Source organism: Ruegeria sp. BB9, assembly GCF_056539345.1.
Window position 1 is genome coordinate 237,878 of sequence record NZ_JBQFUU010000005.1, and the last position, 25,030, is coordinate 262,907.

Genomic DNA, 25,030 nt, shown 5'->3' on the forward strand with positions numbered 1-25,030 from the left:
TCAATATTAAATTTGACCACGGTCAAAAAACATGCGAACAAGCCGCATGCAAAAGACGATTCAGAAACGAACCCTGAAGACCCGCGCCAAGCTGCTGCAGGCGGCGGCGGACGTGGTGCAGAAAAACGGATACCAGGCGTTGCGCGTGGAAGAGGTGGTACAGGCCGCCGGCGTGGCCAAGGGCACCTTCTTTGCCCATTTCCACGACAAGGACGCGCTGATGGAGATATTGATCGGCGAAAAACTGGACGCCTGTCTGGATCAGGCGCAGGCGGCGAAACCGCCGAAAGCCGTGCCGCAGATTATCGAGGCCCTGGCCCCGGTGCATGATTTCATGATGTCCGAACGCTATGTGTTCGACCTGCTGATCCGCTATTCCGGCGCCGCCGCGATCTCTGAAATCGGGCCGATCGCCTATTGCTTCGAGAAATACTTCCGGATCGTGATGATGTGGCTGGATCAGGCCGAGGTCCGGCAGGACGTGCCGTCAGAACTGCTGGCCGAGGGCGTGCAGGCCTTTGCCATCCAGGCGATGTCACTGAAATTCTGCGCCCTGCATTCGGCGACGACATTCACCGACCGGCTGGAAACCTATCTGCGGGCGTGGCTGTCTCCGGCGGCCTGACCGCCGGAGACGAACTCATCAGGCGTGGATCGGACCATCGCCGCAGGCCAGCGCGGCCTCGCGCACGGCCTCGGAATAGGTCGGGTGCGCGTGGCAGGTCAAAGCCAGATCCTCGGCCGAGGCGCCGAACTCCATCGCCACGCAGACCTCGTGGATCAGGTCGCCAGCGCCGGGGCCGATGATGTGGCAGCCCAGGATGCGGTCGGTTTCCTTGTCGGCCAGGATCTTGACGAACCCGTCGGCGGCAAAGTTCGCCTTGGCGCGGCCATTGCCCATAAAGCTGAACTTGCCGACCTTGTAGGCGCGGCCCTGCTCTTTGAGGGTGGCCTCAGTCTCGCCGACATTGGCAACCTCGGGCCAGGTGTAGATCACGCCCGGAATGACGCCATAGTTCACGTGCCCATGCTTGCCCGCGACCACTTCGGCGGCGGCCATGCCTTCGTCCTCGGCCTTGTGGGCCAGCATCGGGCCTTCGATCACGTCGCCGATGGCGTAGATGCCCGGCACGTTGGTCTGCCAGTCCTTGCCGACCTTGATCTGGCCGCGCGGAGTCAGCTCGACCCCCAGCGCCTCCAGACCCAGCCCGTCATGGAACGGCTTGCGCCCGGTGGCGACCAGAACGGTGTCGGCCTCGATCACGTGCTCGCTGTCATCCTTGCGCAGCTTGTAGGTCACCTTGGCCTTGGTCTTGGTGGCCTCGGTCTTTTGCACGGCGGCGCCCATGACGAAGTTCAGGCCCTGTTTTTTCAGGATGCGCTGGAAGGTCTTCTGCACCTCGGGGTCCATGCCCGGGGTGATGACGTCGAGATATTCGATAACCGTTACCTCGGCGCCCAGACGCTGATAGACCGAGCCCAGTTCCAGCCCGATCACGCCTGCGCCGATCACCACCAACTTTTTCGGGACCTTGTTCAGCTCCAGTGCGCCGGTCGAGGTCACGACGACCTTCTCGTCGACCTCGACGCCGGGCAGCGACGCCGCCTCGGAGCCGGAGGCGATGATTATGTTCTTGGCCTCGTGCACCTCGTCACCGACCTTGACCTTGCCGGGCGCGGGGATCGAGCCCCAGCCCTTGAGCCAGTCGATCTTGTTCTTCTTGAACAGGAACTCGACGCCCTTGGTGTTGGTGTCGATCACGTCCTGCTTGTAGGCCTGCATCTGCTTCCAGTCGACCGAGGGGCTTTTGCCCTTGAGGCCCATCTTGGCAAAGTTGTGCTCGGCCTCGTGCAGCTGATGGCTGGCATGCAGCAGCGCCTTGGACGGAATGCAGCCCACGTTCAGACAGGTGCCGCCCAGCGTCTCGCGCCCTTCGACGACAGCGGTTTTAAGGCCCAGCTGCGCGCAGCGGATGGCGCAGACATAGCCGCCGGGACCGGCGCCGATTACGATGACGTCATAGTTAGCCATTTTGTTCTCCCAAATCCGCGGAGTGTTCTTTTTGAAAAGGCGACCCACGGGGTGGATCGCCTGGGTGCCTGTTCAGACGGGTGTCAGAACCTTCACCTGAATATGTGCGACGCCGCCACGTTCATGGTGCATGGCCAGCTCTTCCGATTCGATGAAGCTCTGGGCCCGGTCCAGATCGGTAATCTCGAACAGGGCAACCGCATGATCGCGCTGTTCGGGGTCTTTCCAGACGTGCAGATCGACAATCCCGGCCGCCTTGCGCATCGGCTTGTCCTCGCGGAACACCTTCAGCCAGGCGTCGAAATCGGCCACGTCGGCCTGCCAGAGTACGTGCGTCGCCATGATCACAGATCCATCAGCAGACGGCGCGGGTCTTCCAGCGCCTCTTTCACGCGCACAAGGAAGGTCACCGCGCCCTTGCCGTCGACGATGCGGTGGTCATAGGACAGCGCCAGATACATCATCGGACGGATCTTGATCTCGCCATTGATGACCATCGGACGTTCCTGAATCTTGTGCATGCCCAGAATGCCCGACTGCGGGGGGTTCAGGATCGGCGAGGACATCAGCGAGCCATAGACGCCTCCATTCGAGATGGTGAAGGTACCGCCCTGCATTTCGGCCATGCTCAGCTTGCCGTCACGGGCGCGTTTGCCCTTCTCGGCGATGGCTTTCTCGATCTCGGCGAACGACATGCGGTCCGCATCGCGGATCACCGGAACCACCAGGCCCTGCGGAGTGCCGGCGGCGACGCCCATGTGGACGTAGTTCTTGTACACGATGTCATTGCCGTCGATCTCGGCATTGACCTCGGGCACCTCTTTCAGCGCGTGGCAGCAGGCCTTGGTGAAGAAGGACATAAAGCCCAGGCGGACGCCATGCTTCTTCTCGAACTGGTCCTTGTACTGATTGCGGAGGGCCATCACCTCGGTCATGTCCACCTCGTTGTAGGTGGTCAGGATCGCGGCAGTGTTCTGCGCGTCCTTCAGACGCTTGGCGATGGTCTGGCGCAGGCGCGTCATGCGCACGCGTTCCTCGCGGGCGGCGTCCTCGGCGGCTACGGGAGCGCGCGGGGCTGCTGCCGGTGCCGGAGCGACCGCGGTAGGGGCAGCGGCGGTTGCAACGGCGCGGGCCACGTCTTCCTTCATGATGCGACCATCGCGGCCGGTGCCGGTGACCTGATCGGCCGACAGGCCGGCCTCGGCCATGGCCTTTTCGGCCGATGGCGCATTGGCCACGTCCTTGCCGGTGGCGGCTGCTGCGGGGGCAGGGGCTGCCGCGGCCGGCGCAGCCGGTGCGGCGCCTGCTTCAGCGCCCGAAATCACGGCAAGCTTGGCGGTCGCGTCGACCGTCGCGCCCTCGGGGGCCACGATCTCCGCGAGTACACCCGCAGCCGGAGCTGGGACCTCAACCGAGACCTTGTCGGTCTCCAATTCGCACAGCATTTCGTCCTGTGCGACGGTATCGCCGACCTTCTTGAACCAGGTCGATACGGTCGCTTCGGTGACGGACTCACCCAGTGTCGGAACCATCACGTCGACGCTGCCACCCGAGGCCGCAGGAGCCGCTGCCGGCGCGGCTTCAGCTTTTGGAGCGGGGGCCGCACCTTCGCCGGCCTGGATCGTTGCCAACAGAGCATCAACGCCGACCGTCTCACCTTCGGCGGCTACGATCTCGCCCATCACGCCGGCTGCAGGCGACGGAACCTCGACGGTGACCTTGTCCGTCTCAAGCTCGCACAGCATCTCATCCACGGCGACGGCATCGCCGGGTTTCTTGAACCAGGTTGCGACCGTGGCTTCGGTGACGGACTCGCCCAGCGTGGGAACACGAACTTCAATCGTCATCGTTAATTATCCTTCAATGGTCAGCGCTTCGTTCACCAGCGCTTCTTGTTGGGCTTTGTGTTGGCTGGCCAGACCCGTTGCGGGCGAGGCCGAAGTGGCGCGGCCGGCATAGATTGGCCGGGTGTGCTTGGCACCGATGCGGGACAGGACCCATTCGATGTTGGGTTCGATGAATCCCCAGGCGCCCTGGTTCTTGGGCTCTTCCTGGCACCAGACCATCTCGGCCTGTTTGAACCGCTCAAGCTCGTTGATCAGCGAATGGGCCGGGAACGGATAGTATTGCTCGATCCGCAGCAGGTAGACGTCGTCGATCCCGCGCGCGTCGCGCTCCTCAAGCAGGTCGTAGTACACCTTGCCCGAACACATCACTACGCGCTTGATCTTGTCGTCGGGCACCAGCTGGGTGTCCGAGTTGCCTTTTTGCGCGTCGTCCCACAGCACCCGGTGGAAACTGGACCCGGTGGTGAAGTCCTCGGCATTGCTGATTGCCAGCTTGTGGCGCAGCAACGATTTGGGCGTCATCAGGATCAGCGGCTTGCGGAAGGTGCGGTGCAACTGACGGCGCAAGATGTGGAAATAGTTCGCAGGCGTGGTGCAGTTGGCCACGATCCAGTTGTCCTGGCCGCACATCTGCAGGAACCGCTCCAGTCGCGCCGATGAGTGCTCGGGGCCCTGCCCCTCGAACCCGTGCGGCAGCAGGCAGACCAGACCGGACATGCGCAGCCACTTGCTTTCGCCCGAGCTGATGAACTGGTCGAACATGATCTGCGCGCCGTTGGCGAAATCGCCGAACTGGGCCTCCCACAGAACCAGCGCGTTGGGCTCGGCCAGCGAATAGCCGTATTCGAAGCCCAGCACCGCGTATTCCGACAGCATCGAGTCGATCACTTCGTACTGCGACTGCCCGGCGCGGATGTGGTTCAGGGGATAGTAGCGCTCCTCGGTCTCCTGGTTGATGAAACCCGAATGGCGTTGGCTGAATGTGCCGCGGGTGGCGTCCTGCCCCGACAGGCGTACCGGATAGCCCTCGGTCAGCAGCGACCCGAAGGCCAGCGCCTCGCCGGTGGCCCAGTCAAAGCCCTGACCGGTTTCGAACATCTGTTTCTTGTGTTCAAGAAGGCGACCTACCGTCTTGTGCAGGGCAAAGCCTTCGGGCACCGTCACCAGCGCCTTGCCGACCTCGGCCAGAGTGTCCGGCGTGATTGCGGTGTCGCCGCGGACATATTCTTCCTTGTTCTTGTCCAGATGCGACCACCGGCCATCCAGCCAGTCGGCCTTGTTGGGCTTGTAGTCCTTGCCGGCCTCGAACTCGTCGTTCAGATGCGCCTGGAAGGCGGCCTTCATGTCCTCGATCTCGCCCTCTGGGATCAGACCGTCCTTGACCAGCCGCTCGGTGTACAGCGACAGCGTGGTTTTGTGGGTCTTGATCTTCTTGTACATGATCGGGTTGGTGAACATGGGCTCATCGCCCTCGTTGTGACCGAACCGGCGATAGCAGAAGATGTCGATGACCACGTCCTTGTGGAACTTCTGGCGGAATTCGGTCGCGACCTTGGCCGCGTGCACCACCGCCTCGGGGTCGTCGCCGTTCACGTGGAAGATTGGCGCCTCGACCATCAGCGCGATATCGGTCGGATACGGGCTGGAGCGCGAGAAATGCGGCGCGGTGGTAAAGCCGATCTGGTTGTTCACGACGATATGCATGGTGCCGCCGGTCTTGTGACCGCGCAGACCGGACAGGCCAAAGCCTTCGGCCACGACACCCTGGCCGGCAAAGGCGGCGTCGCCGTGGAGAAGAATGCCCATGACCTTGCTGCGGTCGGTGTCACCAAGCTGGTCCTGCTTGGCCCGAACCTTGCCAAGAACGACCGGGTTCACGGCTTCGAGGTGGGACGGGTTCGCCGTCAGCGACAGGTGCACGGTGTTGCCGTCAAACTCACGGTCGCTGGACGCACCGAGGTGATATTTCACGTCGCCCGACCCATCCACGTCCTCGGGCTTGAAACTGCCGCCCTGGAATTCGTTGAAGATGGCGCGATAGGGTTTGCCCATCACGTTGGCCAGGATGTTCAGACGTCCGCGGTGCGGCATGCCGATCACGATATCGCTCAGGCCCAGGGCGCCGCCACGCTTGATGATCTGTTCCATCGCCGGGATCAGCGCCTCGCCCCCGTCCAGACCGAACCGCTTGGTGCCCATGTATTTCACATGCAGGAACTTCTCAAAGCCCTCGGCCTCGACCATCTTGTTCAGGATCGCCTTGCGGCCTTCCCGCGTAAACGAGATTTCCTTGCCATAACCTTCGATCCGCTCTTTCAGCCAGGCGGCCTCCTCGGGGTTCGAGATGTGCATGTACTGCAGCGCGAAAGTGCCGCAATAGGTGCGCTTCACGATCTCGACGATCTGGCGCATGCTGGCCATCTGCAGACCCAGCACGTTGTCGATAAAGATCGGCCGGTCCATATCGGCATCGGTAAAGCCATAGGTCTTGGGGTCCAACTCGGGATGGTTGGTCGCGGCGCGCATGCCAAGCGGGTCCAGATCAGCGGCCAGGTGACCCCGGATCCGATAGGCCCGGATCAGCATCAGCGCGCGGATCGAATCCAGCACCGCGCGCTTGATCTGTTCGTCGCTGACATCAACCCCTGCCTTGGCGGCCTTTTCCTTGATCTTGTTGCCAGCTGCCTTGGCGTCGACCTCGATCCACTCGCCGGTCAGGGCGCCGGTCAGGTCATCATTCGGCATCGGTGGCCAGTCGGAGCGCGCCCACGACGGCCCTTCGGCCTCTTTCTGGACGTCCGGTGCCGCGTCTCCCATCTGCCGGAAAAACTCGGCCCAGGCCGCATCGATCGCGCCGGGATCCTTTGAGTACTGGGCATAAAGCTGCTCCAGGTACTCGGCATTGTGCCCCTGCATGAAGCTCGAGGCATGGAAGGCAGAATTGGGCGAGTGTTCGGTCATTGGGTTACCTCATATGGGTTGGGACCGTATTTGTTGGTGCCTGGCTGGCTGGGGCGGGACAGCCACCACAGAACCAGGAGGGGCGACACCAGAAGAACAAGCAGTGTCGGAATGACGATCAGCAGCGTGGCGCGCGTGAACAGGATGTCGAGGCTTCCGCCATGCTGGAAGCTTGAGGCGAGGCCGATGCCGAAGACCAGAACGGCAAAAGCCCCAAGGATCAAAAGGATCGGCAGCAGCGCGTAGAGACCGTTGCGCCCGGTGTCATGCATGCGCCGCCACGCCACGGCCAGATGCGGAATGAACACGATCAGTGACACGATGCTCTGCACCGGCTGGCTGGATGTGGCGGCCACCTCGACCGAGCCTTCGGATTGCACGGTCGTGACCTGTCCGAAGAAATGCCAGTCGATGACCGTGGCGATTGCGCTCCAGACCAGAATGAACAGGAAAAAATACCAATACTCGGGGCGAGAGGCCCGCCCCGAGAATGTGAAGTATTTGGAGAAACACGTTTTGACGGCTTCGTTGAAGGTCATGTGTTTCGCTCCGCTGAGGCCAGCCCACGCAAGGGGCCGGCGGTTTACTTGCCGATTGCTTCCAGCACAGCCTCGCCCAGCTGCGCCGGGCTTTCGGCCACGACGATGCCGGCGCTGCGCATGGCTTCGATCTTATCCTCGGCACCGCCCTTGCCGCCGGCGACGATCGCGCCCGCGTGGCCCATGCGGCGGCCCGGAGGCGCCGTGCGGCCGGCGATGAAACCGGCAACGGGCTTTTTGCGGCCTTTCTTGGCCTCATCCGCCAGGAACTGCGCGGCTTCTTCCTCGGCCGAGCCGCCGATCTCGCCGATCATGATGATCGACTCGGTCTCGTCATCGGCCAGGAACCATTCCAGCACGTCGATATGCTCGGTGCCTTTGATCGGGTCGCCGCCGATGCCCACGCAGGTGGACTGGCCCAGACCCACATCGGTGGTCTGCTTGACGGCCTCATAGGTCAGGGTGCCGGAACGCGACACGACGCCGACCGAACCACGCTTGTGGATGTGGCCGGGCATGATGCCGATCTTGCAGGCATCCGGCGTGATGACACCGGGGCAGTTCGGGCCGATAAGACGCGACTTGCTGCCTTCCAGCGCGCGCTTCACCTTCATCATGTCCAGAACCGGAATCCCTTCGGTGATGCAGACGATCACTTCCATCTCAGCATCGATCGCTTCGAGGATCGAATCCGCGGCAAACGGCGGCGGCACATAGATCACGGTGGCGTTGGCCTCGGTGACGTGCTTGGCTTCGTGGACCGAGTTGAACACGGGCAGACCCAGATGCTCCATCCCGCCTTTGCCGGGGGTCACGCCGCCGACCATCTTGGTGCCATAGGCGATGGCCTGTTCAGAGTGGAACGTGCCCTGCGAGCCGGTAAAGCCCTGACAGATCACTTTGGTATTTTCGTCGATGAGGACTGCCATTTGGCGTTCTCCTGTTTTCGGCGGGATCTGACCCGCCAGTATTCGTCGGAATGGCGGGCCGCGACCCGCCCTGAGTTATCGGGTTCAGCCTTTGACTGCCTTCACGATCTTCTCGGCACCGTCTTTCAGGTTGTCCGCCGCGATCACGTCCAGGCCGGAGGTGTTGATGATCTCCTTGCCCTTCTCGACATTGGTGCCTTCCAGGCGCACGACCAGCGGGACCTGCAGGCCGACCTCTTTCACCGCGGCGACAACGCCCTCGGCGATGACGTCACAGCGCATGATGCCCCCGAAGATGTTGACCAGGATGCCTTTGACGTTGGGATCAGACGTGATGATCTTGAACGCCTCGGTCACTTTCTCTTTGGTGGCGCCGCCGCCGACGTCGAGGAAGTTGGCAGGCTCGGCACCGTACAGCTTGATGATGTCCATCGTCGCCATCGCCAGACCCGCGCCGTTGACCATGCAGCCGATCTCGCCGTCCAGCGCGATATAGTTCAGGTCGTATTTGCTGGCTTCCAGCTCCTTGGGGTCTTCCTCGGTAGTGTCGCGCAGTTCGGCGATGTCGGGGTGGCGGTAGACCGCGTTGCCGTCAAAGCTCAGCTTGGCGTCCAGCACCTTGAGGTCGCCGCCCTCGGCCACGATCAGCGGGTTGATCTCAAGCATCTCCATGTCCTTCTCGACGAAGGCCTTGTACAGGATGCCCATCAGACGCACGCATTGCTTGACCTGCGCGCCTTCCAGACCCAGCGAGAAGGCGATGCGCCGGCCGTGATACGGCTGGTACCCGGTGGCCGGGTCAACCGAGAAGGACAGGATTTTCTCGGGTGTCGCCGCGGCTACTTCTTCGATGTCCATACCGCCTTCGGTCGAGCACACGAACGAGATGCGGCTGGTCTGGCGGTCCACCAGCAGGGCCAGGTACAGCTCGCGCTCGATGCCCGAACCGGCCTCGATGTAAACGCGGTTGACCTGCTTGCCTACGGGGCCGGTCTGGTGCGTGACCAGCGTGCGGCCCAGCATCTTTTTGGCTTCCTCGGCGGCTTCCTCCACCGATTTGGTCAGACGCACGCCGCCCTTTTCACCGGCGTCGGCCTCTTTGAAGTGACCTTTGCCGCGGCCGCCCGCGTGGATCTGTGCCTTGACCACCCAAAGGGGGCCGTCCAGTTCACCGGCGGCTGTTTTGGCTTCCTCGGCGCGCAGAACTGCACGTCCGTCGGAGACCGGAGCGCCATAGCTGCGAAGAAGAGCCTTGGCCTGATATTCGTGAATGTTCATCGAAACTGTCCCGTCTGACTGCGATTAGATCGTTATAGGGGTGTCTAGCGGTAAAAATTAAAGGGTTTTCTGTCTGGATCGGGTTATTTACCGAAGATTTTCAGCATTTGTGATCACACATTTTCGGGGTGTGATCACAAACAAACCGGTGCCAAAAAATGATTCGAGCGAGTCAGAATAGGCTTTGAAAACATATTCGAAGACCGTGTTCGCAACCCGTTTGCGCCAACATTTCCGGTAGCGTTCGAAGTGGCGGGACCGGACCTGTCAGGCTTTCGGGGCTTGGCGCATTCTCGCAGGCTGGCTAATCTGACCGGGCCTGTGTGGGTCCGGTTGGGTCGGGCAGGTCAAACATGAACAAGCTCCGAGCAGATGACAGTGCCGAACCCAGATTTCCCCGATGTCATGACCTGGATCTTCGACGGATCCGGCAAAGCTGTGTCACTGGACGCCGATGAATTTGCCAGCTGGATACCGGCCGGACCGGAGGGGCAGTTCGCTTGGCAACACCTGAGGCTGGAAGCACCAGGCACGGTTCCGCTTCTGCGCGCCGGCGGGCTTGATGAGTTCGTGATCGACGCTCTGACGGCGGACGAGACCCGGCCCCGCTGTACCGTCCATGGCGATGGCGTAATCCTGAACCTGCGCGGAGTGAACCTGCAAGAAGGGCAACCGCCCGAAGACATGATCTCGGTCAGGCTGTGGTTGACGGAGAACAAGATCATCGGTGTCTGGCGCCGCCCCTTGGATGCGGTTGCGGACATGCTGGCGGCAATCGACCGCGGGCAGGCACCGAAATCGCCGGGTGACTTCGTCGCGCGCTTGGCCTTGCGGCTGGCAGATAGGGCCGAACCTTCGATCACTGATCTGAACGAACGTGTGGATGACCTCGAGGAGGCGCTTCTCGAGGCGAATGCCGAGATTTCTCGGGCCGAGCTGGCGGCGATCCGCAGGTCCTCCATCGTTCTGCGCCGGTATCTGGTACCCCAGCGCGACGCGCTGACGACGCTCGAGATTGAAGACGTGCCGTGGCTGCAGGCTCACGACCGGTCGCGGTTGCGCGAAGCCTCGGAGCGCATCTACCGGATCGGCGAGGATTTGGCGGCTGTACGGGAACGGGTTCAGATCATACACGATCAGCTGATGGATGAACGGGCCGAACGTATGAACAACCGTATGCTCGTTCTGTCAGTGGTCAGCGCGGTCTTTCTGCCGCTGGGCCTGGTGGCGGGTGTTCTGGGGATCAATGTCGGTGGCATTCCCGGCGCCGAAAGTCCGAATGCGTTCTGGGTCGTTTGCGCCTTGCTGGTCGCACTTGGCGGGATGCTTCTGGGAGTAGCCAGGTGGCTTGGGATGTTCCGATAGAACTCGAGGGCCAAAAAAGAAATGCCCCGCCGGTTGGAGCCAGCGGGGCAGGGTGTCATGCCTTTGGCCGGATCTTTGGTGGGGTCCAAAGATCCGATCAATGTATCAGGCCAATGAGCTGTCGATGCCCTTGCAGGCCTCGATCAGACCTTTCACGGCGTTGACCGAATTGTCGAAACCGGCCTGCTCTTCTTCATTGAGCTGGATGTTGACGACCTTTTCGATGCCGCCGGCGCCGATCACGGTCGGGACGCCCACATACATGCCCTTCACGCCCAACTCGCCATCGCAATAGGCGGCGCAGGGCAGAACGCGCTTTTGGTCTTTCAGATAGGCTTCGGCCATCTCGATCGCCGAGGTTGCAGGCGCGTAGTAGGCCGATCCGGTCTTCAGCAGGCCGACGATCTCGGCACCGCCGTCACGGGTGCGCTGTACGATGGCGTCCAGCTTCTCCTGCGTGGTCCAGCCCATCTTGACCAGATCGGGCAGCGGGATGCCGGCAACGGTCGAATAACGAACCGACGGTACCATCGTGTCGCCATGGCCGCCCAGAACGAAGGCGGTGACGTCTTTCATCGATACGTCGAACTCTTCGGCCAGGAAGTGGCGGAAGCGGGCCGAGTCCAGCACGCCGGCCATGCCGCAGACCTTGTTGTGGGGCAGGCCCGAGAATTCGCGCAGCGCCCAGACCATCGCGTCCAGCGGGTTGGTGATGCAGATGACGAAGGCGTCGGGTGCATTGGCGGCGATGCCCTCACCGACCGACTTCATGACCTTCAGGTTGATGCCCAGCAGGTCATCGCGGCTCATGCCCGGCTTGCGCGGCACACCGGCGGTCACGATGCAAACATCGGCACCGGCGATGTCTTCGTAGGACTGGGTGCCCTTCAGCTTGGCGTCAAAGCCCTCGGACGGGCCGGATTCGGCGATGTCCAGCGCCTTGCCTTCCGGGATGCCCTCGGCGATGTCGAACAGAACGACATCCCCCAGTTCCTTCATTGCTGCGAGGTGGGCAAGTGTGCCCCCGATCTGACCTGCGCCGATCAGCGCGATCTTGGGTCTGGCCATTTGGATTGTCTCCGGTCGGTTTTGAAATCGCGGTTTTGCTAGTCGCTAAAACGCCGTTGCGCAAGGGTTCTGCGGCGCGGCATGCGACCGCATACCGTTTGCCTGCCCCCCGCCGGTTGCGCTAAACCACCCGCAGGACAAGCCGTTTCGGGGCCGCCGCATGGTTGAATTGAACCTGATGTTTTTTGCCGTGGCGATCCCGGCTGTGATCTTTGCGGGCATTTCCAAGGGCGGCTTCGGCTCGGGCGTGGCTTTTGCGTCGTCGTCGATTCTGGCGTTGATCCTTGATCCGGGGCAGGCGCTGGCGCTGATGTTGCCGATCCTGATGGTGATCGACCTGGCCACCCTGCGCCCCTACTGGAAACGGTGGAACTGGCCCGACGCGCGTCTGCTGATGCTGGGGGCAGTGCCGGGTGTGGCGCTGGGCGCGCTGCTGTACCGGGCGACCGACGAAGACCTGCTGCGCCTGCTGATCGGGGGCATCTCGGTGGGCTTCGTGGTCTGGCATGTGGCGCAATCCCGCGGCTGGGTGCGCGGTTTCGCCAACCGCCTGCCGCCTCCGGCCGGGCTGTTCGCCGGGCTGGTCGCTGGCTTCACCAGCTTTGTCAGCCACGCCGGCGGCCCGCCCGCCGCCGTCTACCTGCTGTCGCAACGCCTGACGAAAACCGAGTTCCAGGCCACCACCGTGCTGGTCTTCTGGGTCATCAACATCGCCAAGTTCGTCCCCTACGCCTATCTGGGCATGTTCACGCTGCAGACCGCCTGGGCCGACCTGCTGCTGACCCCCTTTGCCATCCTTGGCGCCTGGCTGGGCGTGCGTGCCCATTGGATGATGTCCGAGCGGCTGTTCTTCGGCATCGCCTATGTTCTGCTGACCCTGACCGGGTCAAAGCTGATCTGGGACGCGCTGACCTGATCCTCAGGTGTTCGGCGGCAGAGCTTCGGCCAGCACCTCATAGGCCTCGCCCGCGGCCACCAGGCAGGTCAGCCCGTTGGGCAGGGTCACCGTGATCGTCCAGGTGCCGGTGTCGTCCGAGGCAAAGACCTCCATCACCGCACCCTGCCGCGCCATGCCGATGCCGCGCCGGGTCTCGCCATAGGTCTCGGCCAGCCGCTGCAGCACGTCCGGCCGGGGCGCACAGTTCGGCGTTTGCGCCTGCACCTGCTGCGCCGCCAGCACCATGATGCCCAGCCCCATCGTCATCTGAAACAACCACTGATTCATCTCCGGCCCCCTTCGCCTGTTGACTGGACCAAAGCTGCCGGAACCCTCTGCAATTGCGGTAAAACCACCGCGCGTTGCGTCGCATGCTGCAATGCGGCGATTTTAGCCTTGAAGTTTCCGGCAAAAAATGCCCCATTCTGCGCAACTTTATTTCAACGAGAGGTTCCCATGGACCCCCGCCAGCGCCCCTACCGCTCTGTTCTGTATATCCCCGGCTCCAAGGAGCGGGCGCTCGACAAGGCGCGCTCGCTGCCGGTCGATGCCATTATCTTCGATCTGGAAGACGCGGTTGCCGCTGATGAAAAGGACAATGCGCGCGAAACGCTCAAGGCCGCGCTGACGACGGGCGGATACGGCCCGCGCGTCAAGATCGTTCGAATCAACGGCCTCGACACCCCGTGGGGCCGCGCCGATGCCGAGGCCGTGCGCGAGATGGATGCCGACGTGGTGCTGCTGCCCAAGGTGAATTCGGCCGCCGACGTGGATGCGCTGGCCGCGATCACCGGCGACCTGCCGATCTGGGCGATGATGGAAACCCCGCGCGGCATGCTGAACGCGGCCGCGATCGCGGCCCATCCGCTGATGGCGGGCTTTGTCATGGGCACCAACGATCTGGCGAAAGAACTGCAGACCCGCTTCCGCCCCGACCGCCTGCCGCTGATGACCTCGCTGGGCCTGTGCCTGCTGGCCGCCAAGGCCGAGGGGCTGGTGATCGTCGATGGCGTCTACAACGCGTTCAAGGATACCGAGGGGCTGGCCGTCGAATGTGCGCAGGGCCGCGACATGGGCTTTGACGGCAAGACCCTGATCCACCCCGCGCAGGTCGAGACCGCCAATACCGCCTTCGCCCCCTCCGAGGCCGAGATCGACCTGGCCCGCCGCCAGATCGTCGCTTTCGAAGAGGTCGAGGCCAAAGGACAGGGCGTTGCCGTGGTCGACGGCAAGATCGTGGAAAACCTGCACGTTGTAACTGCCCGTGAAATTCTGGCAAAAGCAGAGGCGATATCAGCTTTGCAAGCGGGGTAAGCCAGCATGGGCTTCGTTCTTCTCATTCTCGGCGTGGCGCTTTGGTGGGCCGCACATCTGTTCAAACGTCTGATGCCCGCCCGCCGCGCGGCCATGGGTGACGCCGGAAAGGGCGCGGTCGCGGGTGCGCTGGTCGTGTCGATCCTGCTGATGATCTTCGGCTATCGCATGACCGATTTCATCCATGTCTGGGCACCGCCCAGCTTCATGATCCACATCAACAACCTGCTGGTGCTGATCGCGATCTGGATGATGAGCCCTGCCGGAACCAAGGGCAGATTGCTGAACAAGGTGCGTCACCCGATGCTGGGCGGGTTCAAGCTCTGGGCCTTTGCGCATCTGCTGGTCAATGGTGATCTGGCGTCGATCATCCTGTTCGGCGGCCTGTTGGCCTGGGCCGTGGTCGAAGTGATCGTCATCAACAAGTCCGAGCCCAACTGGACACCGGGCGAGCCCGGAAGCTATGGCAAGGACGCGATGTTCTTCGTGGCCTCGATCGTGCTGCTGGGCATCATCGGTTACATCCACGGGCTGGTCGGCCCGTCTCCGTTCCCGGGTTAGGCAGGTGAGGTGATGGCGAAACTTTATCGACTGCTGACCGAAGAGGACACCTCGGCCTTCTGCCACAAGGTGTCCGAGGCGCTGGCCAAAGGGTGGGAGCTGCACGGCTCTCCGGCCTATGCGTTCGATCCGTCCACCAGCAAGATGCGCTGTGCGCAGGCCGTGACCAAGGATGTCGCGGCCGACTATTCCCCCGACATGAAACTGGGACAGCAATAATGGCAAAGACCAATCCGGGCCACTTTTTCGAGGACTACTCCATCGGGCAGGTGCTGCACCACGCGGTGCCCCGCACCGTGACGGTGGGCGAGCGCGCGCTCTATCATGCGCTATATCCCGCGCGCCACGCGCTCTATTCCTCGGACGAGTTCGCCCGGAGCTGCGGCCTGCCGCAAAGCCCGATCGACGATCTGGCGGCGTTCCATGTGGTGTTCGGCAAGACGGTGCCGGACATCTCGCTGAACGCGGTCGCGAACCTGGGCTATGCCGAGGGGCGCTGGCTGCACCCGGTCTATCCCGGCGACACCCTGCGGTCGGAAACCGAGGTGATCGGCCTCAAGCAGAATTCGAACGGCAAAACCGGGGTGGTCTGGGTGCGCACGCGCGGACTGAACCAGTGCGACGAAGTGGTGATCGAATACGTGCGCTGGGTGATGGTGCGGAAATCGAACCTCGACGCGCCTGCCCCGGAAACCGTGGTGCCGGACCTGAAAAAGGCGCTGGAGCCCGGCGACCTCGTGGTGCCGAACGGGCTGGATTTCAGCAAATACGACTTTGCTCTGGCCGGAGAACCGCACCGCTGGGGAGACTACCAGATCGGGGAAACCATCGAGCATGTCGACGGCGTGACCGTGGAAGAGGCCGAGCACATGCTGGCCACCCGCCTGTGGCAGAACACCGCCAAGGTGCATTTCGACCTGACCTTCCGACCCGATGGGCGGCTGATCTATGGCGGCCATGTGATTTCGATGGCGCGGGCCCTGTCCTTCAACGGACTGGCCAACGCGCAGATGATCGTAGGTCTGAACGGCGGAGCCCACGCCAACCCCTGTTTCGCGGGCGACACCATCAAGGCGTGGTCCGAAGTGGTGGACAAGGCCGAAACCGGCGTGCCCGGCGTGGGTGCCATCCGCCTGCGCCTGGTGGCGACCAAGGGCGGCGAGCCCTTTGCGCTGCGCGGCCCGGATGGAAAATACAGCCCCGACGTCCTGCTGGATCTGGACTATTGGGCGCTGATGCCGATCTGAGCGGGCAGGCCCCCACAGTCTTGTGATCCCGACCGGGCCGAACCGTGCTAGGTTCGGCTCATGTCTTTTCTGCGTATCCTTGCTGCCGCGCTCTGCCTTGCCCGCCCGGCGTCGGCCTGCGAACTGGCGCTGGCGCTGGCCGTAGATGTGTCCGGCTCGGTCGACAGTTCGGAATACCGCATCCAGATGGATGGCCTGGCGGCCGGACTGCGCGATCCGGTCGTGTCCGAGGCGCTGGTGCGCGGCCAGGCCCGGTTGATGCTGGTGCAATGGACCGGGACCTCGCGGCAGCGGATCACCATCCCCTGGACCAAAATTGACGGGTTCGAAGCACTGGATGCGTTTGCCGCAAAAGTGTCGGCCGATCCGCGTGTCTGGCGGAACTTTTCGACCGCGATCGGTGAGGCGCTGGAAATGACCGTGAACAGCTTTCTCGAGGTGCCCGAGTGCAAGCGTCATCTGATCGACATCTCCGGGGACGGCGTCTCGAACGAAGGGGTCGAGCCGACCGAGATCCGAGACCTTTTGCGCCGTCAGGGGATCACGGTGAACGCAATTGCGATCGAGGAGAGCGAACCAGACCTGACGGCCTATTTCTTTGAAAACGTCATAGTTGGCGAAGGGGCCTTCGTCGTATCGGCTGCCGGTTTCAAGGACTATCCCGAACGGATCCGGAAAAAACTTCTGCGTGAAGTCACGCGGCAGACTGCAGATATGCGCTGAGCGCGAAAAGATTCGTGATCACATTGCTTGACCCTTGAAAACGCTAACATTGGAGCGTTGGAATGCATTTTGTGATCACGAGAATATTTTGTGTGATCACGTTTCCGAATTATCGGCGAAATTGCAGGTGATTTGATCTTTTTTACGCGCGGAGCGCGTGACAGGGTCGCAAAATGGAGTAAAAACTTCGGTAGCCAACCTCAAAAGGAGCCGCCATGGCCGATGTCAATCGGGGGAACCGCCCGCTATCGCCGCATCTGTCGATCTATCGTCCGCAGTTGACCTCTGTCACTTCCATCCTGACCCGGATCACCGGCAACGCCATGTTGGTGGCCGCGCTGTTGATCGTCTGGTGGTTCCTGGCCGCAGCCACGTCGCCCGAAGCCTTTGATCGCGCCAACAGTGTGATCACGTCGCTCCTCGGGGACTTTGTCATGGCACTGTCGCTTTGGGGTCTTTGGTACCACACGCTTGCCGGCATCCGGCACCTGATCTGGGACAACGCGATCGGACTGGATATCCCGACAGCCTACAAGTTGGGCTGGGCGGTTGTGATCGGCTCTTTCGTACTGACTTTCCTGACACTGTTGATCGTTGCCTGAGGGAGGCTGACATGCGTTATCTTACCGACCGCAAACGCGCTGTAGGCTTGGGATCGGCCAAGTCGGGCACCGAACATTTTTGGGCGATGAAGGTCAGCTCGGTTGCGCTGCTGATCCTTGTCCCGCTTTTTGTCTTCACATTCGGCCCCACGCTGGGACAGCCCTTTGACGTGGTGCTGGACTATTACTCGCGGCCATTCCCGGCGATCGTGGCGGCCCTAACGCTGGCCGTCGGGTTCAAGCATTTCGCTGATGGTGCCCAGGTGATGATCGAGGACTATGTGCACGGCACAATGGAAAAGGTTCTGATCATTCTCGTGAAGTGTCTCTCATATGGCGCCGCGGCGGCAGGTATCTTCGCCGTCGCCCGCATTGCCCTCTAACACCCCGGAGCTGAATGAAATGGCTGCTTACGAATACGAAACGCACGAATATGATGTGGTCGTGGTCGGCGCCGGTGGGGCCGGTCTGCGTGCCACGCTGGGCATGGCCGAACAAGGTCTGCGCACCGCTTGCGTAACCAAGGTTTTTCCGACCCGCTCGCACACCGTTGCGGCGCAGGGTGGCATTGCGGCGTCGCTGTCGAACATGGGCCCCGACCATTGGCAGTGGCACATGTATGACACCGTCAAGGGCTCGGACTGGCTGGGTGACACAGACGCGATGGAGTACCTTGCGCGCGAAGCACCCAAGGCCGTTTATGAGCTGGAGCATTACGGTGTGCCGTTTTCGCGTACCGAAGAAGGCAAGATCTACCAACGTCCCTTTGGTGGCCACACGACCGAATTCGGTGAGGGCCCCGCAGTTCAGCGCACCTGTGCCGCTGCCGACCGGACCGGTCACGCGATCCTGCACACGTTGTACGGGCAGTCACTGAAGAACAACGCGGAATTTTACATCGAGTATTTCGCCATCGACCTGATCATGTCCGAAGACGGGCAGTGCCAAGGCGTTGTCTGCTGGAAGCTGGACGACGGCACCATGCACGTCTTCAATGCCAAGATGGTGGTGTTGGCCACTGGTGGTTACGGCCGCGCCTATTTCAGCGCGACCTCGGCCCACACCTGCACCGGCGACGGCGGCGGCATGGTGGCCCGTGCCGGCCTGGCCTTGCAGGACATGGAGTTCGTGCAGTTTCACCCGACCGGCATCTACGGCTCGGGCTGCCTGATCACCGAAGGTGCCCGCGGCGAAGGCGGATATCTGACCAACTCGGAAGGTGAACGGTTCATGGAGCGCTACGCGCCCCAATACAAGGACCTAGCACCGCGCGACTATGTCTCGCGTTCGATGACCATGGAAATCCGCGAAGGGCGCGGCGTCGGTCCCGAAGGCGACCATATTCACCTGAACCTGAGCCATCTTCCGGCCGAAGCCCTGCACGAGCGTTTGCCGGGCATCTCGGAAAGCGCAAAGATCTTCGCCGGCGTGGATGTCACCAAGGAACCGATCCCGGTTCTTCCGACGGTGCACTACAACATGGGCGGTATTCCGACCAACTATTGGGGCGAGGTGTTGAACCCGACCGCCGACGATCCGAACGCTGTCGTGCCCGGCCTGATGGCCGTGGGCGAAGCCGGTTGCGCGTCGGTTCACGGAGCGAACCGGTTGGGGTCGAACTCGTTGATCGACCTCGTGGTCTTTGGCCGCGCCGCGGCGATCCGGGCGGGCAAGGTCGTCGACCCCGAAACGCCCAACCCGGTCCTGAACCAGGCCTCGGTCGACAAGGCGTTTGATCGGTTCGATGCGGTGCGCAATGCCAGCGGTGCAATCCCGACGGCCGATCTACGGCTTGAGATGCAGAAAACCATGCAGGCGGATGCTGCGGTGTTCCGGACAGCCAAGACCCTGGCCGAAGGGGTCGAGAAGATGACCGCAATCGCGGCCAAGATGGAGGATATCAAGGTCACGGATCGCAGTCTGATCTGGAACAGCGACTTGATGGAGACGCTGGAACTGACCAACCTGATGCCCAACGCGCTTGCCACTATCGTCGGCGCCGAAGCGCGGAAGGAATCCCGCGGCGCTCATGCACACGAAGACTTCACCGAGCGCGATGACGAAAACTGGCGTGTTCACACCGTGTCCCGGGTTGACGGGAACAAGGTCGAACTCAGCTATCGCCCGGTCATCGTCGATCCGCTGAGCACCGAGGCTGAAGGCGGTATCAGCCTTGAAAAGATCGCGCCCAAGGCGCGGACATTCTGAGGAGAGGAACACATGGTCCAACTGACCCTCCCTACGAATTCCCGGATTACGACGGGCAAGACCTGGCCGAAGCCGGAAGGCGCGAGCAACGTGCGTAAGTTCCAGATCTATCGCTGGAATCCGGATGACGGGCAGAACCCTCGGGTCGACACCTACTTCGTCGACATGGACGATTGCGGGCCGATGGTTCTGGATGCGCTGATCTACATCAAGAACAAGGTCGACCCGACCCTGACCTTCCGCCGGTCGTGCCGCGAGGGGATCTGCGGCTCCTGCGCGATGAACATCGACGGGATCAACACGTTGGCTTGCATCTACGGCATGGACGAGATCAAGGGCGACGTGAAGATCTACCCACTGCCGCACATGCCGGTGGTCAAGGACCTGATCCCGGATCTGACCCATTTCTATGCGCAGCACGCTTCGATCATGCCGTGGCTGGAAACCAAGACCAACCGGCCGGCTAAAGAGTGGCGGCAGTCGATCGAGGACCGCAAAAAGCTGGACGGCCTATATGAATGCGTGATGTGCGCCAGCTGCTCGACCTCGTGCCCCAGCTATTGGTGGAACGGCGACCGGTACCTTGGCCCCGCCGCGCTGCTGCATGCCTATCGCTGGATCATCGACAGCCGCGACGAGGCCACCGGCGAGCGTCTGGATCAGCTTGAGGATCCGTTCAAGCTGTATCGGTGCCATACGATCATGAACTGTGCAAAGACCTGCCCCAAGGGGCTAAACCCGGCCAAGGCGATTGCCGAGATCAAGAAGATGATGGTCGAACGCGCAGTTTGACCGATGACGACCAACGCGCTTGCCGCGTTGCGGCAAGTGCATGGCCCACATGCGAAATCATTGGATGTGGGCCGCCCTGGCCAAGGCTATGTTCGGTATCGGGGAGGAGTGACGGATTGGAAACAGGATCACTCCGATGAAGAACGAATCCAAAAAAACAAACGCAGCCAAAGCCTTGGAATATCTTGAGCAAGCCTGGGCCTACTACGAGCCTGAGCCGGTCAAGCCTGCAAAGGATGCAGAGCCGGAGCTGTTTGAATACGCCAACGCGGCCTGAGTTTGCCGCCAAGTCTTGAGTCCCGGCGCATATTGCGCGAAGCAGGGGAATGCCTGTTCTTCTGCTTCTGCTCGGCGCCGGCGTGTTCGCCTATTTCGTCTGGCGGTCACGCACGTCTTCTTTGACCCGCGACTGCCGGTGGCGGCAGCACAGGCATGCCGGCACGTGGAGTTGTGCGTATTGCGGGGCGGTTTCCGTCTCCGAGACGCAGCCCACGCGGTGCGAACGGAAATAAGCCTTATTGCCTGAGGGAAACGGGGTTTTCCCAAAGGTCATTCTGGGTCAATCTGCGCAAAACAGCGGAAAGATGCAGAATGCCAAATCCTCCTTCGGATGCCGCCGCCCGCCGCGGGATCGCTCCGGTCATTTGCTACCCAAATGACACCCTGCCCAGCGTTGACCTTGACCTGCTGCTGGACGCCCGAAAGAGCGCGCGAAAGACAGCCGAAGTTCTGGTGCCGCCACGTGATGCCCGCTGCTTTGAGGCGCCGGCCGGACACTTCTTTCGGATCACCTCGGTCGAAGGCCCGCAGGTCGGCGACCTGAACCTGTGGAACCTGCACGACCTGAACGAACGTTTCTATTCGGGCAAGACGCGTGCATTGCATGGCACCCATGTCACGACCGGCAAGCGGCTATGGTCCAGCTTTCCCTTTCTGCGCCCGATGGCCACGATCGTTGCGGACACCTTGGACTGGTATGGAATCGATCAATACGGCGGGTCGGTGCATGACGTGATCGGAACGCGTTGCGATCCCTATACCGGAAACCTGCTGTCGGGCACTCAATACCATCATTGCTGCCACTCCAACCTGACCCGGGCGCTGGCTGACCATACTGGTCTGGAGATTCCGGTAGCCGAGCGTTTGGTGCACGACGTGTTGAACGTATTCATGTGCACCGGCTTTACCCGCGATACGGGGCAGTATTTTATGAAGGCTTCACCGGTTCGACCGGGTGACTACTTGGAGTTTTTCGCGGAAATCGACCTTCTGGGTAACCTCAGTGCCTGTCCGGGTGGGGATTGCTCGTCCGAACACTCGTCGGATACGGCCGCCTGTCACCCGCTGTTGGTCGAGGTTTTTGCACCTGCCGAAGGCACGCTGAGCGGCTGGCAAAGTCCGGCGCCCAATGGCTATGACCGTACGCATGGGCGCTGAGGCCCGGGGGTGACCCGGGCCGGTTTGTGTCAGGCGTTCGGGAAGGCGGCCTGCAGCGCAATTTCCACCATGTCACCAAAGCTGCTCTGGCGCTCGGACGAGGGCAGGGCCTCGCCGGTCAGAAGGTGATCGGAAACGGTCAGAACCGCCAAGGCCCGGCATTTGTGCCGCGCGGCCAGGATATACAATTCGGCTGCCTCCATTTCGACACCCAGGATTCCGTGACGCACCATCTGTTCGTTCAGGTCGGGGCGTTCGTCATAGAAAACGTCAGACGAGTAGATGCCGCCGATATGGGTTGCCGTGCCCTTGGCCTCGGCTGCTTTGGCGGCAGCCTGCAGCAGGCCCCAATCTGCACAAGGCGCAAAGTTGAGCTCTTTCATGATGCCCCGGGACGGGGTGCTGAGCGTCGTTGACGTCATGGCCAGGATAACATCCCGGACCTTCACGTTTTCCTGCATGCCGCCGCAAGACCCGATGCGGATCAGGGTTTTTGCACCGTAGTCCCGGATCAGTTCATTTACGTAAATGGACAGCGACGGCATTCCCATTCCGCTGCCCTGAATGGTGACCGGGTTTCCTTTCCATTCGCCGGTGAAACCCAGCATCCCGCGGACATCGTTGACTTGCCGCACATTGCTCAGAAAAGTTTCGGCGGCCCATTTCGCACGATACGGATCACCCGGCAAAAGCACGGTTTCGGCGATTTCACCTTTTTCGGCGCCAATGTGAATTGTCATTTTGATACTTTTCCCGTTCAGATTTCCAGATCGGAAATATCTGCACCGGCTTTCAGCGCTTCGTGGACCCATTTTGGTTTACGCCCACGCCCCGTCCAGGTTTGCGCCGGATCGGCCGGATTGCGATATTTTGCTTTGGCTTTCGATCCCTTGCCGGACCGAGTGGGCTGAGATGCCAAGTCGGACAAGGAAAACCCATAAGCGGCAGCTGCTTTTTCAGCGGCCATCAATGCTTCCTGACGCTCTCTGGCCTCAGCGTTTTCCAGCGCCTTATCGACCTGATCGCGCAATTCAAGCAATTCCTTACGCGACAGCTTGTCCAGATTTATGCCCATTGTCGTTCTCCGTACCCACCTGATTCATTTTTTACTCATCAGGCAACGTTACGGAGAATCCCAATCAATGGCCATTCTTTAAACGAAATGGGCAATGGAATTAATTCTGGGCGATTATTCCGCGGCCAGCGTTTTTGGATCGGCCAGCAAAACGATATCCCCCATAATGGCATTCAGCTCGAAATTCTTGGGCGTATAGACTTTGGCAACACCCATCGATCTGAGGCGATCCGCATCCTCGTCCGGGATGATGCCTCCGACGACAACTGGAATATCACCCAGACCTGCTTCTCGAAGGCGTGTCATCACTTCTTGAACCAGCGGCAGGTGGCTGCCCGACAGGATCGACAGGCCAATCACATGGGCTTGCTGCTCGATGGCCGAAGCGACGATTTCGTCGGGGGTCAGGCGGATGCCGTCATAGGTGATGTCCATGCCGCAATCGCGGGCGCGGAAGGCGATCTGTTCGGCGCCGTTGGAATGACCGTCCAGACCCGGCTTGCCGACCAGGAATTTCAGGCGACGCCCCAGGCGGTCGCTGACCGCATCCACCGCCGCCCGCAGGTCGTCCAAGCCTTCGGTCTTGTTCGAGACCGACCCCGAAACGCCCGTCGGGCCGCGATAGGTGCCAAAGACGCGGCGCATCTCTTCTGCCCATTCGCCGGTGGTGACACCGGCCTTGGCCGCGGCGATCGAGGGCTCCATGATGTTGGCGCCCGATTGCGCGGCGGCGCGCAGATCGGCCAGCGCCGCGACCACGGCGGCGTCATCGCGGGCGGCACGCCAGACGTTCAGGCGATCGATCTGTTCCTGTTCGACCGCCGGATCGACGACCATGATCCCGCCATCCTCGGTCTGCAGCGGCGAGGGCTCACCCTCGGTCCAGCGGTTCACGCCGACGACGATGGTCTCATTGCGCTCGATCCGGTTGAGCCGCTCGGCGTTGGAATCCACCAGCCGCGATTTCATGTAGTCGATCGCCGCAACCGCACCGCCCATCGACTCCAGATTGGCTAGCTCGGCCCGGGCGCCCTGCTTCAGTTCCTCGACTTTGGCATCGACCACCGGGTTGCCGTCGAACAGGTCGTCATATTCCAGCAGGTCTGTCTCATAGGCCAGGATTTGTTGCATTCGCATCGACCATTGCTGGTCCCACGGGCGCGGCAGGCCCAAGGCCTCGTTCCAGGCGGGCAGCTGCACCGCCCGGGCACGCGCCTTTTTCGACAGGGTCACGGCTAGCATCTCGATCAGGATGCGATAGACGTTGTTCTCGGGCTGCTGCTCGGTCAGGCCCAGCGAGTTGACCTGAACGCCATAGCGGAATCGGCGGAACTTGGGGTTTTCCACCCCATAACGTTGTTGCAGGATTTCATCCCAGAGGTCGACAAAGGCCCGCATTTTGCACATTTCGGTGACAAACCGGATGCCCGCATTCACGAAGAACGAGATGCGGCCGCACAGCGCCGGAAAGTCCTCGGCCGGAACGCGGGGGCGCAGCTCGTCCAGAACCGCGATGGCGGTGGCCAGCGCATAGGCGAGCTCCTGCTCGGGCGTCGCGCCGGCCTCTTGCAGGTGATAGGAACACACGTTCATCGGGTTCCATTTCGGTACGTTCGAATAACAGTACTCGGCAACATCCGCGATCATCTTGAGCGAGGGTTTGGGCGGGCAGACATAAGTGCCGCGGCTCAGGTATTCCTTGATCAGGTCATTCTGCACCGTGCCCTGCAGCTTGGACACATCGGCCCCCTGTTCCTCGGCCACCGCGATATACAGCGCCAGCAGCCAGGGGGCAGTGGCGTTGATGGTCATCGACGTATTCATCTGTTCCAGCGGGATCTGGTCGAACAGAACGCGCATGTCCCCCAGGTGGCAGACCGGCACGCCGACCTTGCCGACCTCGCCCCGGGCCAGGGTGTGATCGCTGTCGTATCCGGTCTGCGTCGGCAGATCGAAAGCCACCGACAGGCCGGTCTGCCCTTTGGCCAGGTTGGACCGGTATAGCGCGTTCGAGGCCTTGGCCGTGGAATGACCGGCATAGGTTCGGATGAGCCAGGGGCGGTCTTTCTGCGTCTGCGTCATGGTCAGAGCCTCATGCGTCAATGGGTAACAATA

Annotated in this window: 26 protein-coding genes; 14 read left to right on the top strand and 12 right to left on the bottom strand. The window is 61.7% G+C overall.

What is annotated here, in order from left to right; all coding sequences use genetic code 11:
* The first annotated feature begins 46 nt into the window (after window positions 1-46).
* Window positions 47-625, top strand: a complete 579-nt coding sequence (locus ACR0FC_RS16945) for a TetR/AcrR family transcriptional regulator (protein ID WP_170342216.1) — start codon at window positions 47-49, stop codon at window positions 623-625.
* A gap of 18 nt (window positions 626-643) precedes the next feature.
* Here the strand turns inward: ACR0FC_RS16945 and lpdA are convergent, their stop codons facing one another.
* The 7 genes from lpdA to sucC form a co-directional block, all read right to left on the bottom strand.
* Window positions 644-2,032: a dihydrolipoyl dehydrogenase gene (gene lpdA / locus ACR0FC_RS16950; RefSeq protein ID WP_170342214.1), complete on the bottom strand. Its 1,389-nt coding sequence runs from the start codon at window positions 2,030-2,032 to the stop codon at window positions 644-646.
* A 72-nt stretch (window positions 2,033-2,104) separates the two neighbouring features.
* Complete coding sequence (locus ACR0FC_RS16955; protein ID WP_170342212.1) at window positions 2,105-2,374, bottom strand: hypothetical protein; 270 nt, start codon at window positions 2,372-2,374, stop codon at window positions 2,105-2,107.
* Window positions 2,375-2,376: 2 nt separating this feature from the next.
* Window positions 2,377-3,879: a 2-oxoglutarate dehydrogenase complex dihydrolipoyllysine-residue succinyltransferase gene (odhB, locus tag ACR0FC_RS16960; RefSeq protein ID WP_170342210.1), complete on the bottom strand. Its 1,503-nt coding sequence runs from the start codon at window positions 3,877-3,879 to the stop codon at window positions 2,377-2,379.
* A 6-nt stretch (window positions 3,880-3,885) separates the two neighbouring features.
* Window positions 3,886-6,840: a 2-oxoglutarate dehydrogenase E1 component gene (locus tag ACR0FC_RS16965; protein WP_170342208.1), complete on the bottom strand. Its 2,955-nt coding sequence runs from the start codon at window positions 6,838-6,840 to the stop codon at window positions 3,886-3,888.
* Entirely contained in the window at window positions 6,837-7,379 is a 543-nt protein-coding gene (locus ACR0FC_RS16970; RefSeq protein WP_170342206.1) for a DUF805 domain-containing protein, read from the bottom strand. The genes ACR0FC_RS16965 and ACR0FC_RS16970 overlap by 4 nt, the downstream gene beginning before the upstream one ends.
* A gap of 44 nt (window positions 7,380-7,423) precedes the next feature.
* Window positions 7,424-8,308: a succinate--CoA ligase subunit alpha gene (sucD, locus tag ACR0FC_RS16975; protein WP_170342204.1), complete on the bottom strand. Its 885-nt coding sequence runs from the start codon at window positions 8,306-8,308 to the stop codon at window positions 7,424-7,426.
* Window positions 8,309-8,392: 84 nt separating this feature from the next.
* Window positions 8,393-9,586 carry an ADP-forming succinate--CoA ligase subunit beta gene (gene sucC / locus ACR0FC_RS16980; protein ID WP_093963486.1) on the bottom strand — a complete coding sequence of 398 codons (1,194 nt, stop codon included), beginning with the start codon at window positions 9,584-9,586 and terminating at the stop codon, window positions 8,393-8,395.
* Window positions 9,587-9,958: 372 nt separating this feature from the next.
* On the opposite strand from sucC, the gene ACR0FC_RS16985 reads away from it, so the two are divergent.
* The gene (locus ACR0FC_RS16985) at window positions 9,959-10,951 is read left to right on the top strand and encodes a zinc transporter ZntB (protein WP_170342203.1); all 993 of its coding nucleotides are present in this window, start codon (window positions 9,959-9,961) and stop codon (window positions 10,949-10,951) included.
* 105 nt (window positions 10,952-11,056) lie between these two features.
* Here ACR0FC_RS16985 and mdh read toward each other — a convergent pair whose 3' ends face one another.
* Entirely contained in the window at window positions 11,057-12,019 is a 963-nt protein-coding gene (gene mdh / locus ACR0FC_RS16990) for a malate dehydrogenase (RefSeq protein ID WP_170342201.1), read from the bottom strand.
* A 160-nt stretch (window positions 12,020-12,179) separates the two neighbouring features.
* Between mdh and ACR0FC_RS16995 the strand changes: the two genes are divergently transcribed.
* The gene (locus ACR0FC_RS16995; RefSeq protein ID WP_170342199.1) at window positions 12,180-12,935 is read left to right on the top strand and encodes a sulfite exporter TauE/SafE family protein; all 756 of its coding nucleotides are present in this window, start codon (window positions 12,180-12,182) and stop codon (window positions 12,933-12,935) included.
* A gap of 3 nt (window positions 12,936-12,938) precedes the next feature.
* Here ACR0FC_RS16995 and ACR0FC_RS17000 read toward each other — a convergent pair whose 3' ends face one another.
* Window positions 12,939-13,244 carry a hypothetical protein gene (locus ACR0FC_RS17000; RefSeq protein ID WP_170342197.1) on the bottom strand — a complete coding sequence of 102 codons (306 nt, stop codon included), beginning with the start codon at window positions 13,242-13,244 and terminating at the stop codon, window positions 12,939-12,941.
* Window positions 13,245-13,412: 168 nt separating this feature from the next.
* On the opposite strand from ACR0FC_RS17000, the gene ACR0FC_RS17005 reads away from it, so the two are divergent.
* The 11 genes from ACR0FC_RS17005 (at window position 13,413) to ACR0FC_RS17055 (ending at window position 21,840) form a co-directional block, all read left to right on the top strand.
* Window positions 13,413-14,270, top strand: a complete 858-nt coding sequence (locus ACR0FC_RS17005) for an HpcH/HpaI aldolase/citrate lyase family protein (RefSeq protein ID WP_170342195.1) — start codon at window positions 13,413-13,415, stop codon at window positions 14,268-14,270.
* A 6-nt stretch (window positions 14,271-14,276) separates the two neighbouring features.
* Window positions 14,277-14,831, top strand: coding sequence for an NnrU family protein (locus tag ACR0FC_RS17010; RefSeq protein WP_170342193.1), 555 nt, complete (start codon window positions 14,277-14,279; stop codon window positions 14,829-14,831).
* A gap of 12 nt (window positions 14,832-14,843) precedes the next feature.
* Entirely contained in the window at window positions 14,844-15,050 is a 207-nt protein-coding gene (locus ACR0FC_RS17015; RefSeq protein ID WP_170342191.1) for a DUF1737 domain-containing protein, read from the top strand.
* A complete protein-coding gene (locus ACR0FC_RS17020) occupies window positions 15,050-16,078 on the top strand; it encodes a MaoC family dehydratase (RefSeq protein WP_170342189.1) in 1,029 nt (342 codons plus the stop codon). The genes ACR0FC_RS17015 and ACR0FC_RS17020 overlap by 1 nt, the downstream gene beginning before the upstream one ends.
* A 60-nt stretch (window positions 16,079-16,138) precedes the next feature.
* Window positions 16,139-16,801, top strand: a complete 663-nt coding sequence (locus tag ACR0FC_RS17025) for a DUF1194 domain-containing protein (protein WP_170342187.1) — start codon at window positions 16,139-16,141, stop codon at window positions 16,799-16,801.
* Window positions 16,802-17,016: 215 nt separating this feature from the next.
* Window positions 17,017-17,403, top strand: coding sequence for a succinate dehydrogenase, cytochrome b556 subunit (sdhC, locus tag ACR0FC_RS17030; protein WP_170342185.1), 387 nt, complete (start codon window positions 17,017-17,019; stop codon window positions 17,401-17,403).
* 11 nt (window positions 17,404-17,414) lie between these two features.
* On the top strand, window positions 17,415-17,786 hold the full coding sequence (gene sdhD / locus ACR0FC_RS17035; RefSeq protein ID WP_093963475.1) for a succinate dehydrogenase, hydrophobic membrane anchor protein: 372 nt from the start codon (window positions 17,415-17,417) through the stop codon (window positions 17,784-17,786).
* Between the two features lie 19 nt (window positions 17,787-17,805).
* Window positions 17,806-19,611: a succinate dehydrogenase flavoprotein subunit gene (gene sdhA, locus ACR0FC_RS17040; protein WP_093963474.1), complete on the top strand. Its 1,806-nt coding sequence runs from the start codon at window positions 17,806-17,808 to the stop codon at window positions 19,609-19,611.
* A gap of 12 nt (window positions 19,612-19,623) precedes the next feature.
* On the top strand, window positions 19,624-20,403 hold the full coding sequence (locus ACR0FC_RS17045) for a succinate dehydrogenase iron-sulfur subunit (protein WP_093963473.1): 780 nt from the start codon (window positions 19,624-19,626) through the stop codon (window positions 20,401-20,403).
* Between the two features lie 136 nt (window positions 20,404-20,539).
* The gene (locus ACR0FC_RS17050) at window positions 20,540-20,680 is read left to right on the top strand and encodes a hypothetical protein (RefSeq protein WP_170342184.1); all 141 of its coding nucleotides are present in this window, start codon (window positions 20,540-20,542) and stop codon (window positions 20,678-20,680) included.
* A gap of 314 nt (window positions 20,681-20,994) precedes the next feature.
* Entirely contained in the window at window positions 20,995-21,840 is an 846-nt protein-coding gene (locus ACR0FC_RS17055) for an urea carboxylase-associated family protein (protein ID WP_170342181.1), read from the top strand.
* A 29-nt stretch (window positions 21,841-21,869) separates the two neighbouring features.
* On the opposite strand, the gene deoD is transcribed toward ACR0FC_RS17055, so the two are convergent.
* From deoD to ACR0FC_RS17070, 3 genes are all read right to left on the bottom strand, one after another.
* Window positions 21,870-22,580 carry a purine-nucleoside phosphorylase gene (gene deoD, locus ACR0FC_RS17060; protein ID WP_170342180.1) on the bottom strand — a complete coding sequence of 237 codons (711 nt, stop codon included), beginning with the start codon at window positions 22,578-22,580 and terminating at the stop codon, window positions 21,870-21,872.
* 17 nt (window positions 22,581-22,597) lie between these two features.
* Window positions 22,598-22,915 carry an H-NS histone family protein gene (locus ACR0FC_RS17065; protein ID WP_170342178.1) on the bottom strand — a complete coding sequence of 106 codons (318 nt, stop codon included), beginning with the start codon at window positions 22,913-22,915 and terminating at the stop codon, window positions 22,598-22,600.
* 114 nt (window positions 22,916-23,029) lie between these two features.
* Window positions 23,030-24,997: a protein meaA gene (locus ACR0FC_RS17070; protein ID WP_170342176.1), complete on the bottom strand. Its 1,968-nt coding sequence runs from the start codon at window positions 24,995-24,997 to the stop codon at window positions 23,030-23,032.
* Window positions 24,998-25,030: the final 33 nt, after the last annotated feature.

What these genes read in the sequence shown, in the direction of transcription:
- ACR0FC_RS17045 (WP_093963473.1), top strand. Translation starts at nt 19,624, where the DNA reads ATGGTCCAACTGACCCTCCCTACGAATTCCCGGATTACGACGGGCAAG.
- ACR0FC_RS16945 (WP_170342216.1), top strand. Translation starts at nt 47, where the DNA reads ATGCAAAAGACGATTCAGAAACGAACCCTGAAGACCCGCGCCAAGCTG.
- mdh (WP_170342201.1), bottom strand. Translation starts at nt 12,019, where the DNA reads ATGGCCAGACCCAAGATCGCGCTGATCGGCGCAGGTCAGATCGGGGGC.
- lpdA (WP_170342214.1), bottom strand. Translation starts at nt 2,032, where the DNA reads ATGGCTAACTATGACGTCATCGTAATCGGCGCCGGTCCCGGCGGCTAT.
- ACR0FC_RS17020 (WP_170342189.1), top strand. Translation starts at nt 15,050, where the DNA reads ATGGCAAAGACCAATCCGGGCCACTTTTTCGAGGACTACTCCATCGGG.
- sucD (WP_170342204.1), bottom strand. Translation starts at nt 8,308, where the DNA reads ATGGCAGTCCTCATCGACGAAAATACCAAAGTGATCTGTCAGGGCTTT.
- ACR0FC_RS17065 (WP_170342178.1), bottom strand. Translation starts at nt 22,915, where the DNA reads ATGGGCATAAATCTGGACAAGCTGTCGCGTAAGGAATTGCTTGAATTG.
- ACR0FC_RS17000 (WP_170342197.1), bottom strand. Translation starts at nt 13,244, where the DNA reads ATGAATCAGTGGTTGTTTCAGATGACGATGGGGCTGGGCATCATGGTG.
- ACR0FC_RS17055 (WP_170342181.1), top strand. Translation starts at nt 20,995, where the DNA reads ATGCCAAATCCTCCTTCGGATGCCGCCGCCCGCCGCGGGATCGCTCCG.
- ACR0FC_RS17070 (WP_170342176.1), bottom strand. Translation starts at nt 24,997, where the DNA reads ATGACGCAGACGCAGAAAGACCGCCCCTGGCTCATCCGAACCTATGCC.
- ACR0FC_RS17010 (WP_170342193.1), top strand. Translation starts at nt 14,277, where the DNA reads ATGGGCTTCGTTCTTCTCATTCTCGGCGTGGCGCTTTGGTGGGCCGCA.
- sucC (WP_093963486.1), bottom strand. Translation starts at nt 9,586, where the DNA reads ATGAACATTCACGAATATCAGGCCAAGGCTCTTCTTCGCAGCTATGGC.
- deoD (WP_170342180.1), bottom strand. Translation starts at nt 22,580, where the DNA reads ATGACAATTCACATTGGCGCCGAAAAAGGTGAAATCGCCGAAACCGTG.
- sdhC (WP_170342185.1), top strand. Translation starts at nt 17,017, where the DNA reads ATGGCCGATGTCAATCGGGGGAACCGCCCGCTATCGCCGCATCTGTCG.
- ACR0FC_RS16985 (WP_170342203.1), top strand. Translation starts at nt 9,959, where the DNA reads ATGACAGTGCCGAACCCAGATTTCCCCGATGTCATGACCTGGATCTTC.
- ACR0FC_RS16995 (WP_170342199.1), top strand. Translation starts at nt 12,180, where the DNA reads ATGGTTGAATTGAACCTGATGTTTTTTGCCGTGGCGATCCCGGCTGTG.
- ACR0FC_RS16955 (WP_170342212.1), bottom strand. Translation starts at nt 2,374, where the DNA reads ATGGCGACGCACGTACTCTGGCAGGCCGACGTGGCCGATTTCGACGCC.
- sdhA (WP_093963474.1), top strand. Translation starts at nt 17,806, where the DNA reads ATGGCTGCTTACGAATACGAAACGCACGAATATGATGTGGTCGTGGTC.
- ACR0FC_RS16970 (WP_170342206.1), bottom strand. Translation starts at nt 7,379, where the DNA reads ATGACCTTCAACGAAGCCGTCAAAACGTGTTTCTCCAAATACTTCACA.
- odhB (WP_170342210.1), bottom strand. Translation starts at nt 3,879, where the DNA reads ATGACGATTGAAGTTCGTGTTCCCACGCTGGGCGAGTCCGTCACCGAA.
- ACR0FC_RS17005 (WP_170342195.1), top strand. Translation starts at nt 13,413, where the DNA reads ATGGACCCCCGCCAGCGCCCCTACCGCTCTGTTCTGTATATCCCCGGC.
- ACR0FC_RS16965 (WP_170342208.1), bottom strand. Translation starts at nt 6,840, where the DNA reads ATGACCGAACACTCGCCCAATTCTGCCTTCCATGCCTCGAGCTTCATG.
- ACR0FC_RS17025 (WP_170342187.1), top strand. Translation starts at nt 16,139, where the DNA reads ATGTCTTTTCTGCGTATCCTTGCTGCCGCGCTCTGCCTTGCCCGCCCG.
- ACR0FC_RS17050 (WP_170342184.1), top strand. Translation starts at nt 20,540, where the DNA reads ATGAAGAACGAATCCAAAAAAACAAACGCAGCCAAAGCCTTGGAATAT.
- sdhD (WP_093963475.1), top strand. Translation starts at nt 17,415, where the DNA reads ATGCGTTATCTTACCGACCGCAAACGCGCTGTAGGCTTGGGATCGGCC.
- ACR0FC_RS17015 (WP_170342191.1), top strand. Translation starts at nt 14,844, where the DNA reads ATGGCGAAACTTTATCGACTGCTGACCGAAGAGGACACCTCGGCCTTC.